The 11263-nt window shown below is 59.0% G+C and carries 11 protein-coding genes; 10 read left to right on the top strand and 1 reads right to left on the bottom strand.

The window, feature by feature from the left end:
- Positions 1 to 53: 53 nt before the first annotated feature.
- On the top strand, positions 54 to 887 hold the full coding sequence (locus tag VSS37_RS10465) for a porin (protein WP_324694989.1): 834 nt from the start codon (positions 54 to 56) through the stop codon (positions 885 to 887).
- 25 nt (positions 888 to 912) lie between these two features.
- Here VSS37_RS10465 and VSS37_RS10460 read toward each other — a convergent pair whose 3' ends face one another.
- Entirely contained in the window at positions 913 to 1743 is an 831-nt protein-coding gene (locus VSS37_RS10460) for a BrxR family helix-turn-helix transcriptional regulator (RefSeq protein WP_324694986.1), read from the bottom strand.
- Positions 1744 to 1819: 76 nt separating this feature from the next.
- On the opposite strand from VSS37_RS10460, the gene VSS37_RS10455 reads away from it, so the two are divergent.
- From VSS37_RS10455 to cas2, 9 genes are all read left to right on the top strand, one after another.
- Positions 1820 to 2560, top strand: coding sequence for a CRISPR-associated endoribonuclease Cas6 (locus VSS37_RS10455; protein WP_324694984.1), 741 nt, complete (start codon positions 1820 to 1822; stop codon positions 2558 to 2560).
- Positions 2557 to 5463: a hypothetical protein gene (locus VSS37_RS10450; protein WP_324694983.1), complete on the top strand. Its 2907-nt coding sequence runs from the start codon at positions 2557 to 2559 to the stop codon at positions 5461 to 5463. The genes VSS37_RS10455 and VSS37_RS10450 overlap by 4 nt, the downstream gene beginning before the upstream one ends.
- An 11-nt stretch (positions 5464 to 5474) precedes the next feature.
- Complete coding sequence (cas7d, locus tag VSS37_RS10445; protein ID WP_324694981.1) at positions 5475 to 6464, top strand: type I-D CRISPR-associated protein Cas7/Csc2; 990 nt, start codon at positions 5475 to 5477, stop codon at positions 6462 to 6464.
- A 10-nt stretch (positions 6465 to 6474) separates the two neighbouring features.
- Positions 6475 to 7104, top strand: a complete 630-nt coding sequence (locus VSS37_RS10440) for a hypothetical protein (protein ID WP_324694979.1) — start codon at positions 6475 to 6477, stop codon at positions 7102 to 7104.
- The gene (locus tag VSS37_RS10435; RefSeq protein ID WP_324694977.1) at positions 7095 to 8633 is read left to right on the top strand and encodes a DEAD/DEAH box helicase; all 1539 of its coding nucleotides are present in this window, start codon (positions 7095 to 7097) and stop codon (positions 8631 to 8633) included. Before VSS37_RS10440 ends, VSS37_RS10435 begins: the two co-directional genes overlap by 10 nt.
- A gap of 25 nt (positions 8634 to 8658) precedes the next feature.
- Positions 8659 to 9216 (top strand): hypothetical protein, encoded by a 558-nt coding sequence (locus VSS37_RS10430; protein WP_324694975.1) that lies wholly within the window; start codon positions 8659 to 8661, stop codon positions 9214 to 9216.
- A gap of 8 nt (positions 9217 to 9224) precedes the next feature.
- Positions 9225 to 9773 (top strand): CRISPR-associated protein Cas4, encoded by a 549-nt coding sequence (locus VSS37_RS10425; protein WP_324694973.1) that lies wholly within the window; start codon positions 9225 to 9227, stop codon positions 9771 to 9773.
- A gap of 65 nt (positions 9774 to 9838) precedes the next feature.
- A complete protein-coding gene (gene cas1, locus VSS37_RS10420; RefSeq protein WP_324694971.1) occupies positions 9839 to 10807 on the top strand; it encodes a CRISPR-associated endonuclease Cas1 in 969 nt (322 codons plus the stop codon).
- Positions 10808 to 11110, top strand: a complete 303-nt coding sequence (gene cas2 / locus VSS37_RS10415) for a CRISPR-associated endonuclease Cas2 (protein ID WP_324694970.1) — start codon at positions 10808 to 10810, stop codon at positions 11108 to 11110.
- Positions 11111 to 11263 lie beyond the last annotated feature (153 nt).

The raw sequence follows: 11263 nt of genomic DNA, 5'->3' as shown, positions 1-11263 counted from the left end.
TCAAACTATGCACGTCTCCCCGGCAAAGCCGGGGGATTTCCCAATAGATTAAGGTGGGGCGCGCTTCCGTCGGCGTCAAAGGGCCGCTGGAATACGGCAATGTCAAGGCGCTGTATGATGTGGAAGCCGAGTTCTCGGACATTGCCGCACAGGAAACGTCTTCTGACAACAAGGAAGTGCGCTTGCGTACTGCCCAGATCACTATTCCAACTAAAAAGTATGGCGTGATTGCCGGTGGCCGTGGCTACAGCGGGCAGCGCAAGGATTTGTACGGCCATTTGGACATTTTCGAAAACACCGAAGTCTATAACCCGAACAATGGCAATTACTACCAAGGCAGCGATCTGACGGCGCAGACCTTGTATGTGCCGGGCTTTCTGTTGTGGAAAACCCCATCTATCGGCCACGTCTACGCGGTTCCCGGCTTGGTCACCACCAACGACGGCAATGGCAAGGCGATTGATGCGACCTCCTGGCGCGTCATGTATGACAACAAGGGGGTGAAAGCCGGGGTCGGTGTGACCAAAATCGAAACTGGCGCGAATGATTACACGCGGACGGCGGCGGCGCTCAGTTACACGGCGGAGCGCTGGCAGGCGGGTGTCACGCGGGAACAGAACAAGCATTCCCCAAGCGGGGACTTCGATGTGACGGCGGTGGGGGCCAGCTACAAGTTCACGCCCAAGGTGACGGGCAACCTGGCGTATTTCAAAAAAGACCACAAGACCAATGCGGCGGCGGACAATACCGCCGTGATCAGCAACGTCACCTACGCCTTAGGCAGCACGCCGAAGCAGGGCAAGAGCGCCAAACTGTTCCTGGAACATGAGGAGCACGACATCAAAGCCAACACCAAAACCACGGCGGGCATTTCATTGGCCTTCTGATGGCGGGCGGTTGCCCCCATCGCGTTCAAGGCTCCGGCGGGGTGGCGGAGCCTTGCGCATCCACGGGCACCCACAATGCGATCCCGTGCTCCGGATCGGGGCGCACCATTTCGCGCCGTACATAGCCTTGTAAAGCCACCCGCACGTTTGGCAGCGTATAAACCCCCTTTTCCAAGCGAAAATCCAACAATAAGGTACGTTTCAGGTTCTCAGGCAATGCCGGGTTCGGCATGAAGTGCAGGGCATTGAAGGTGTTCCATTGGGCATCTTCCTCCGAAGAGACCCAATCTTCGCAAGAGGCTTCCACCTCCAGCATCCGGGACAATACCAAGTCAATAAAGCGGTTATGTTCATGATGGTACGCCCGCACATGGTAGCGCCCGCTGGCATACACCAAATGGTTGGGGGAAATGGCCAAGTTTTCGAAGCCGCCCAGTTTGGAGTGGTAATAAATCTCCAGCACTTGGTGTTCCCGGATGGCGGTGATGACCCTGCCGATGATGTTCCCGTCAAGATGCGGCTTGAACAAGCTGTAAACATCCGTAACGGGCAAATGCCCCCACTCTTCATCTTCCCAGAAATGGCTGGTCAGCGAGTTGCCCCGCAGGTAATCCAGATAACGCATGGGGTCTTGGCTGATGTAATGGGGCCGGAACATGCTGGTTGGCTCATGGCGTTTGGTTGAGGGGTTGTAAGCCACGCTGTCCGGATGCTGTTGGCGGTACGCCTCGATGCTGGCTTGCGCATTCTGGCGGGCAATGCCGAAGGTGTTGCCCAATTGCACCGCAGTCACGCCCCCGCTCCAGTTTAGACAGGTTTCGATATAAGCGAAACGCCGCAACAAGTCACGTTTCATGACATTCAATAACTTTATTGGGTGGAAAATATTATGCAATACTATTCTGCATAGAAATTGGCCGAAAGGGAAACACATGTTACGAATTCGCCTCCAACTCCCGCAAGGGGAGCCGTTGCAGCAGTATGACCATCATGACCTCCTGCATGATGCGTTGGTCAACGCACTGATTGCCGCTGGCGCCGACAGCACCGACGTGATTGGGCCTCAGGCCAAACCCTGGACATTTGCCCCCACTGGCTGGCACCGGGGGCATCAGGGATTTGCGCATGGGCTGGTGGTTGCCACCGCCGACAGTGGTCTGGCGCGGGCGCTTTCCCGGCTGGACCCGGCGCAAGTCGCCAAGCGCCGCTGGGACGCCGCCAGCGTCAATTTCGCCGCCGCCAGCCTGCGCTTGGAGCCTGACCCGATCCTGCCGGGGCAAACCCAGCTCGGCTGCCTGATGCTGTCGCCGTTGGCGTTGCACGATGACGCCCATACTGGCAAAGGCAAAAGATGGCATCGCAACCTGAATGGCCTGGGCGCCAACCTGGGCCTGGCCATCAACCGCAAGCTGTCGTTTCTGGCCGGGCGGGAAGTGCAGTTGCGGGTTTACCCCGATTCCCTGTACCTGCGCGCCAACCCGGAACATTCCGTGCTGGTCAACCTGAAAACTTTCCGGGACGGGAGCAAGAGTTTCGTGGTCGGCATGCAGGCCCCGCTGTTGCTGGAAGGCAGTGAAGAAGATTTGCGGCTGGCGTGGTATGCGGGGATCGGGGAAAAGACCCGCAGCGGGTTTGGCTGCCTGGGGCTGATTGAAGAGGGGGTAGGGCGATGAGCACGGCAATGCAGCGCGCCAATCAGGCGGCGGGGGTTGTTTACCAGCGTTTTCTGCAGGACGTTGTGGAAACGCATGTGTTGAAAGAGCGCGCATCACAACGGCCCTTAAGTGAAAAGCAACGGCAGTTGTTGGATTCGGGCAAGGAAATCGATGTCCGCGTCCTGTACCTGATGAGCATCAGCGGCAAGGGTGGTTGGGATGACAACCCGGAAAAATGGGAACGTTACCGCCATAACCAGAACATTACCCTGCTGGACCATCTGCTGTCGGTGGTGCGTGGAGCCATGTTGCTGGCGGCGCTGGACTGGTTGTTGGATAACCCGGAAATGGAGGAAACCGAACTCCGCCAGCGGTTGACGGTGATCGCCGCCATCGGTTTCCTGCACGATCTGGACAAGATGCTGCAACTGAAGCGGGATGCGGAACTGACGTTGGAGCATATGCAGCTTGCCATGGGGCGTTATGGCGTCACCGCTTTTCTGGCGGCGGAAAACATCACACTGAGCCATGAGCAAATCCGTTTCCTGATCGAACAGGCGGAGGACTCGCAGCGTTACCGGCATCCGGCGGCCACACCACCGCCCCGCGCCTGGAAACACGCGGTGGAACGCTACGTCAAACTGGCCGACAAGCTGGATGGCCTGTGGCAGCAGCACGGTGCCAATGGCGGGCTGGAAGCCATTATCCAACGCCTGCAACAGGAACAAAGCCTCGCCTCACCCGTGTTGGCGCAATGGGAAACGGTGGATATTTTTGATCCGCACCACCCGTTCTTGCTGGATGAATTGCAGCGGCGTTTGTCGTTCGCCTGCCAGCGGCTTGCGGGAATTCCGCCTTTGCTGGAAACCCATCAGGATGGCCGCCTGTTCATGTTGCTGCCGAAAGAAAAGGTGGAAGCTGTCAAACAGGACGGCTTGCGGCGCTTGATTTCCCATTTGCCGTTCAAGCTGGAAATCAACATTTCCACCCGTGGCTTGCCCGAATTGCTCAACGGCACGCCGGATCATGCCGGTCTGGGTGAGTTCTTGCGTGATGCACAGCGCCGCACGCTGGGGCAATTGTTCCGGGTGCGTAACGATCTGGTCGCGCAGGTGACCCCACATCTGGATGCCTGCTTGCGTACCCTGGGCCTGGCGCCACGTTGGCCGAAAGCCAGCGGGCAGACCAGTACGCCGTACCCTGACCCGGAAGCGTTGGACGCTTTTGCCGAACCCCATTTTCTACGGGCGGCGCATCTGGCTTTACTGCTGAACCTGAAGCTGACGGTGAACAAGAAAAACGGTTTGCCGGATTATGCCGAGCGGGAAGCCCAACTGATGACGGCTTTGGGGCAGGCTTTGCCAGAATGGCTGGCGGCGATTGAAGATGGCCAGTCGCGCCGGGTCTTGCTGGGTTTGTGGGTGGTTTCGCTGGCGGGTGCCAACCCGGAAACATTGGCTGCGGTCTGGGGTGAAACTGGCATTTTGCAGCGATGGCTGGAAGGGACTGAGGAACGGGCCGGTTTCAACCAGTTCCTCGCTGGCGAAGGCGTTGTCATTCAACAGGCTGTCCAACGGCATTTCCAGCAATTGTTGGAGGGAACGCGGGTCAGGCCGGAAGACGAAGGTGCCCGTGGCCGCTGCCTGTTTACAGATGCCCCCAGCAGCACATTGATGGCAGGTAATCTGGGTTTGCACGAAGTCAAGGTTTCGGCCTTTACCGGGCGTGAAGGCAAACCGGATTCCGTTACCGCGCCTGCCAAAGGGGAAGTGCCGATTGGCTACGTTTCTCTGGCCGAGCACAAACTGCGCAAAGATGTCTACGGCATTCAGGGTGGCAAGCCCTCGGGTGTGCCAACACTGGTTTCATCGCCAGTCACCACCGGCCTGTTTGGCGCTCTGGTGTTGGATAATGAAAAGCAATTTTCCGCTTTGTCGGTGTATGACCTCAGTCGGCAGAAAGTGGAGCAGGGCAAGGTCAGTTACCGTGGGTTGGAAGTTTACCGGCAACGTTACCGCATGGCGCGGCTGGAGCGCATCCCGGAAAAAACCGAAGACCAGATCAATTTGCTGCGCTTGCTGCTGACCGCCTGTTTGCGTATTGGCCGCCCTATCCACGTATTCAAGGGTTTGCCGACGCCACAAAAAGCGTTCTTTTATTTCGATGCCATGCCTGCCGTGCTGCAACAACTGGTGGGCTACCGGGAACTGCGCCTGGAGCAGATCCCGACCGCGATTGAGCGCCTGAACATGGCGCAAACCCTAGCCTCCACGCCGGGGCTGGGCTACGACGTGCTGGGCTTGTACGCGATGCCCCGCACCCGCTTTCAGGCGGTCTGCCTGGCAGGGTGTTACGCACACGATGCCCTGAAGCAGGCTAACAACCAGAAAGCCGGGGCGATGAAGCAACTGGCCAGACGGTTGGAGCAGGAATTTCATGAAATTTTACCAAGGAGCCATTCCATGTCTGAAGCTGACGGCGCGTTGGTGCGCCTGGGGCAAGCGGCAGCCCGCATTCAACGCCGCCCGCTTGGTCAATCATCAACCAGTGAGGAAATGCTGGTGTTCAACCTTTGCCTGCAAAGCGCGCTGGATTTGCGCGGCGCAGGGCAAGCCGATGCGGCAACCCTGATCCACGGCATTGCCGGGGAGCTGGAAACCAATCTGGTGCGCAAGGGCAAAGCAGCGGCGCGGGACAAACGTGACGAACAGGCTTTGCTGGACGCTTGTATGGGGTTCGCCAAACAGTTCGTCAACGAGGTCTGGTTTGGCGCACTGAACGGCAGACCACCCGCGCAGAAAAGCCGCCGCCTATTGGGGAGCGTGTACCGCATGGCTTTCCTGCAATCTTTCCGCGAAGCCGAGAAAACGGTTAGCGCTGCTGGCAATGACCCAACAACCACTATGACTGAATCTGAATAAGGAGCGCTGTGATGAAACGTCTGGAAACTTATCTGGCTGCCATTGATGGCCTGACCACCATGACCAAAACGGGCGAAAAGCAATCGGAAGCCTATATCCACCCCAAACTGAAAAACCTCGGCTGCGTCAGCCTGGTGCTGATCCGGGAGGCGGTGGCGCCGGTGGTGTTCCGCAATGCCGAGCAGGAAATCACCGACATCGAATGGTTGGATGACCTGTATATACGCGCCGTGCCCAACAAGTTCAAATACATTGAGCGGGGGCGTGGCCTGCAAATCCTGCGGGCGCTGGGCGTGGGCGGCAAACTGCCGCAAAACAAGACGGTGTTGTACAAGGGGCAGGCACCTTCCGCCGCTTTTGATTTGAACACGGTGGTGTTCGGCGATTCCGCCAATCAGGAAAACCGGGTGTTGCCGGTGCGGGCGGCGGTCAACTACTCCGATGCGCTCAGTTTGCAACCCAAAGACCAGTGCGTGGACGAAACCTTCCATAACCGCGCCATGGAAGACGGCACCTTGTTCGATGCCGAAAACAAGAAGAACAGCGATAACCTGTTTACCCGCCATTTCATCAAACCCGGCACTCTGATGGTGCAGGTGTTGAGCACGCGCGGGCAGGTTCTGCCGGAAATCGGCCTGAAGCACCTGCTGCTGAGTGTGGGCATGGCGGGCAGTTACGGCGGGCAGACTTCTGTCACCGGCATCAATATCCGCACCCATGTGGTGGGCCTGTATGCGGACAAATTCGAAAAGGCCCTGACTTCGCCTTACGAGTTGCTGCGGGTGTTGCAGGGTCATGATGTCCACAACCTGATGGCGGTGAAGGCGACCTTGCATGAATCCCTGCAAGCCGCGCATGCCACCGCGGTTCAGGGTGGGGAAGTGGAAGCTTGGCAGCAGCAATTGGTTGCAGCGTTCAACCAGACCGGCAGTGAGCTGGAACAGGCGTACAAGCAGGCGCAGCCCAAAGTGGCCGGGCTGTTTGACCAGTGGTTCCAGTAAGGGGTGCGTCATGAAACCCATCATCACCGGCATTCAGGCGGAAACACTCACGCCGTTTGCCTACCACTCGCTGATGGTGCAAAGCGGCACGGCGACCCTGCCGGAACTGGTCAGTGACCAGGCGCTCATGTTTGGGCTGGCCGCCAGCCTGGGCATGATGCGCAATACCGTGTGCCTGCCGGAAAAGGATTACCGCCGCGACCTGGAGGCGATGCCTTGGCGCGCATCCGTGCTGGCGACTGACGCCCCGCGTTTGTTGCCACCAGTGGCGCGCCGTTTGAATCTGGAGGAGGAGGGCGGTATGCCGCAACGCCTGTATGCGGTGACCAGCAGTGGCAATTTGAAGACCTATTTCTTCACCCAGGAAGTGCCGCCAGGGGTGGTGTTTCAGGGGGCGTTGTTCGGTTTTGACCCCTTTGCCTACAGCGGTGAGGATGAGCTGGTGATCCGTATCGGCTTGCACCGTAACGGCATGTTGCGCCTGCGTAGGGCTGACATTGGACAGGTGCGCCTGAACGCGGCGACCGCCGCCCTGTTTGCGCGGGAATTGCCGGTGGAACGTTACCTGCTGTATGGCCTGCAACTGACCGCCAGGATGCCGGTGAAGCAAGCCTTGCAGGAGGTGCAGCAATGGAACTGAGCGTCGCCCGGCATTGTGTCGCCCAACTGGAAAACGGCCTGTCGCCCTTGCAACAGGCGTTGCTGGATGAACCCCGCCGGGTGCGGATTGTGGATGCGCCCACCGGGGCTGGTAAAACCTACGCTTTCCAGCAAGCGCTGTTGCGGGATCAGCGCATCCTGTTCATTGTGCCGACCCGCCGGTTGGCGCAGAACATTGCCGCAGGGCTGATCGACGAACTGGTGAAAAGCGGGTGGCAAGCAGCCAACGCCGAACGCAAGGTGCAAATCTGGAGTTCCGACCAGACCGCCGTATTGCGGGAACAGGGGGTGGAAAACATTCGCGGCTACCGGGTACGGCAGGTGCAGGCTCTGGATGGCACCCGTTCCGGCGGTGAAATGATCATCGCGGTGCCGGAAGTGGTCAGCCAGCTGTTGCACCGTGCTTACTTGGACAAGGGGCAGTCGGGTTTCAGCGTGTTTGATGTGCTGGATGATTTCGACCATATCGTGTTCGATGAATTCCACACCATTGAAGCGCGTGGCTTTGGTCTGGCGGCGCTGTTTGCCAAGTTGGTGAGTGTTGACCTCCCCCATCCCGGCCTTCCCCCGCAAGGGGGGAAGGAGGCAGGAACCGTTCCGGCGGGTTATGGGGTGGCGAAAGTCAGCCTGTTGTCCGCCACGCCGCTGGACATTAAGCCGGTGCTGATCAAGCTGGGCGTGCCGGAAGACCGGATGATGGAATTGCACGAAAGCATTACCGCAGAAGGGCGGCCTTTGCACGGGGATGTCACGCTGCGGCTGGAAACCTTGCCGGATATGCCCACTGTGCTGGCACAGCACCTGGAGCAAGTGCGGGCGGAGGTTGGGCAAAACCGGCAGGTGGTGATTATCTACAATGCGCTGGCTGACCTGAAACGGCAGTTGCCTGATTTGCTCCGTTTGTTGCAAAGCGTGGGGATTCCCGCCGCCCAAGTGTTGGTGGTCAACAGCATCGATGACAGTGGCGGCAATAACCAGTCGGGTTACGGTTACCATGCTGGCCGCCAGCAAGACCCGGATGATTTTAGCGTGTTGGTTGCGACCGCCAGTGTGGAGGTGGGCGTGACCTTCCGCGCCGCCAACCTGATGCTGATGGAGCCAGGGTTTGCGCCGATGAATTTCCTGCAACGTTATGGGCGGGCGGCGCGGCGGGGGGAAGATGGCGCGGTGGTGGTGCGTACCGACAGCCGCTTGCAGGAACGCCACCCGTGGTTGCGCGAGTTGTGCAACTGGATGGATGCGCACAATGGCAAGGCGGTTTCCATCCAGGAGTTGAGCCGGGTGCTGAGTCGGAGTGTGCAGGCGTGTTTCCGGGAAGATAGCGACACCTTGTATTTCGGTTCCCTGCCGCAACAGGCGGTGTACGCCAGTGGTTTGTATTGGCAGGTGTTGCTGCGCCACAAGAGCAGCAAGGCGCACCGGCGCGAACATTTGTTGCAGCATCAGCCCGCCAGCAGCAAACATCTGGGAACCTCTAAAAACCTGTGGATAACCATGTTAAGTTATTGATTATTCGTTGTCGAATTTGACAATAATGTGGGTTTTTAGAGGTTCCCATCTGTATGTGTTGCTGCAACAGTTTGCCGCGTTGGAAGCCGATGCTTATTACCAGCAGGCGGCGACGGCTTGGCGGGAACGGCTGTTTGCACAAGCGCTGAACCTGCGGGACATTGGCCAGCGGGTTGGGGTGCTTGAGGGCGATGGCCGCCGTTTGCAGGTGGATCGGGTCTGGTTGGAACGGGAAACGGCGGTGATGCAGCGTTACCCCGCACAGTTGGATGCGCAGGAGCGGGAATATTTCCAATTGCCGGGTGAGCTGGATGACGAATTGCTGGAGCAGAAAAACCGCGCCAGCCGCAAGCTGACGGTGTATTTCCCGCATACCAGCCGCACGCTGGATCTGGAAGCCGGGAACAGCTTGCTGCGGGAGTGGCTGCAACGCCTGAAAGACCGGCGGGATATGGATGCGGAAGCGGCCTGGGAAGACCATCCCGAAGCAATGCAAGCGGCTGAAAAGCTGGTCAGTCTGACGGGGCTGGTTCCCGGTGGCGACATGGATTTGGCGGCCTCAGCGGCCAGTTTGGTGCTGTGAACAGCGTTATGTCAGAGGCTTTCCACTGGCCGCAGGCGGAGGCGTTCTACCAGCGGGTTGAGCGCCTCAACCTGCATGGGTTGCATTTCCAGCATGTGGCGTTGTGTGAGCGGCGGGCGTGGATGTATTTGCACAAGGTGAATTTTGCGCAATGGCATTCACGGGTGCAGACCGGCACGGCGCTGCATGCCGCCAGCTACCAGCGGGACCAGTCGGTGCGGGGTTTGTTTGGGCTGGCCCCTGACCGGATCGATTGGGACAACAACGTGGTGTTTGAGAACAAGGGCAGCGGCGGGGCGGTGGAGGCTGCCAGTGAGCAGACGGCGTTCTATGCGCTGATGCTGTCGATCGCCACCGGCAAGTGCTGGCAGGCTTATACGCATGTGCTGACTTCGCGGCGCAAGCGGGAGGTGGCGCTGGATGCCAAACGCCTGCAAACGTTATGGGATGCCTCGGTGCGGCTGGAGCAACTGGCAGGGCAGGAAAGCGCGCCCGCCGCGCGGCGCATTCCGTTGTGCCAGACTTGTTCGCTGGCGGCATTTTGCGGGTTTGATTGAGAAGAAACCCCTCCCAGCCTCCCCTTATCAGGGGAGGGGCCTACTTCAATAGAATGGGAAGATGCATGGAAACATTGTTCATATCCAAAGAGGCGCAGTTGCGCCAACACGAGAACACCTTGCAAATCAAGGTGGGGGAGCAGAAACGCTCGCTGCCGATTGAGAAGCTGTCGCATGTGGTGCTGCTGGCGGAAAGCCGCCTGAATTCGCGCCTGCTGGGGTTGTGCGGGAAACACGGCGTGCGCTTGTCGGTGTTCGATTATTACGGTTATTTCAAGGGGGCGTTTGAACCGGCGGACAAGAACCCGGCGGGCAAGGTGAAGCTGAAACAGGCGGAGCTGTTGCTGGATGACACCCGCCGGATGGCGGTGGCGCGTGAGATCGTGCGCGGGGCGGGGCATAACATGCAGGCCAACTTGCGTTACTACCAGTACCGGGGCAATGAGGCGATGAAGCAGCCGGTGGCGGATATGCAGGCGTTGCTGGCGAAGCTTCCCAAGGCGGAGGATGTGAACAGCCTGATGGGGCTTGAGGGGCAGTTGCACCAGTATTACTACGCGGCGTGGGGGGCTATCCATGCGGAGCTGGATTTCGGCAAGCGGGTGCGGCGTCCGCCGAACAATCCGGTCAATTGCTTGCTGTCGTTCCTCAACCAACTGGTGTATACGGTGGCGCGGCATGAAATCAGCAAGACGCATTTGGAGGAAACCTTCAGTGTGTTGCATGCGCCGGGGTATGGGCGGGCTTCCCTGAGCCTGGACTTGGCGGAGCCGTTCAAGCCGGTGCTGGCCGACATGCTGATTTTCCGCATGGTGCAGCGGCGCATGGTCGACACCAACTGGTTTGAGCAGCATGACAATGTGTGCCTGTTGAGCGACACCGGGCGGCGGCAGGTGGCGGAGCAATTCTCCTTGCGGCTGGAGGAGGAGTACCAGGGGCGCAGTTTCCGCAACTGGCTTTACCGCGAGGCGCTGGCGCTGGAGCGTGAGGTGCTGGGGGTGGCGGAATATGAGTCCTTCAAGCGGAGAGTGTAGATGTTCATGCTGGTGACCTATGATGTGGAGGCCAAGCGCACCGACAAGTTCAAAAAGCTGTTGCGGCGCTATCTGAACCATGAGCAGTATTCGGTGTTTACCGGCGACATCACCGAGGCGCAGGCGATCAGCCTGCAACGCGAGTTGAGCCGGTTGATGGTGCCGGGGGATCGGGTGACGGAAATCCGTGCCGCCAACCGGCAGAACATTGAGGTCTGCCAGCTCGCCAAAAGCGACTCAGGCAAAGGCGAACTGAAGCGCACCCCGCTGAATGACCATCGCCGCGATTTTACCGTTTTGTAGCCGCCAACTTCGACCCTGACTGAAGTGAATCCTACCCACCTTTGATGAGCATTCTGTTTCCATCCATGGTATTTTTAGCAGGCCTGATTGCAAGCATGTCCCCTGAGTCTGGCTTGCAATCGGGCGTTACGAATCCCCATGAGGGGTTATGAG

It is taken from the genome of Candidatus Thiothrix phosphatis (assembly GCF_035668035.1).
In the GTDB taxonomy this organism is placed as follows: Bacteria; Pseudomonadota; Gammaproteobacteria; order Thiotrichales; family Thiotrichaceae; genus Thiothrix; species Thiothrix phosphatis.
Note: the sequence above shows the minus strand (reverse complement) of the source record. Positions and strands in the feature narration are given on the sequence as shown.

Excerpts from the sequence above, each read along its gene's own strand:
- VSS37_RS10455 (WP_324694984.1), top strand. The coding sequence starts at position 1,820 with ATGTTACGAATTCGCCTCCAACTCCCGCAAGGGGAGCCGTTGCAGCAG.
- VSS37_RS10440 (WP_324694979.1), top strand. The coding sequence starts at position 6,475 with ATGAAACCCATCATCACCGGCATTCAGGCGGAAACACTCACGCCGTTT.
- cas7d (WP_324694981.1), top strand. The coding sequence starts at position 5,475 with ATGAAACGTCTGGAAACTTATCTGGCTGCCATTGATGGCCTGACCACC.
- VSS37_RS10460 (WP_324694986.1), bottom strand. The coding sequence starts at position 1,743 with ATGAAACGTGACTTGTTGCGGCGTTTCGCTTATATCGAAACCTGTCTA.
- cas1 (WP_324694971.1), top strand. The coding sequence starts at position 9,839 with ATGGAAACATTGTTCATATCCAAAGAGGCGCAGTTGCGCCAACACGAG.
- VSS37_RS10450 (WP_324694983.1), top strand. The coding sequence starts at position 2,557 with ATGAGCACGGCAATGCAGCGCGCCAATCAGGCGGCGGGGGTTGTTTAC.
- cas2 (WP_324694970.1), top strand. The coding sequence starts at position 10,808 with ATGTTCATGCTGGTGACCTATGATGTGGAGGCCAAGCGCACCGACAAG.
- VSS37_RS10430 (WP_324694975.1), top strand. The coding sequence starts at position 8,659 with ATGTGGGTTTTTAGAGGTTCCCATCTGTATGTGTTGCTGCAACAGTTT.
- VSS37_RS10425 (WP_324694973.1), top strand. The coding sequence starts at position 9,225 with ATGTCAGAGGCTTTCCACTGGCCGCAGGCGGAGGCGTTCTACCAGCGG.
- VSS37_RS10435 (WP_324694977.1), top strand. The coding sequence starts at position 7,095 with ATGGAACTGAGCGTCGCCCGGCATTGTGTCGCCCAACTGGAAAACGGC.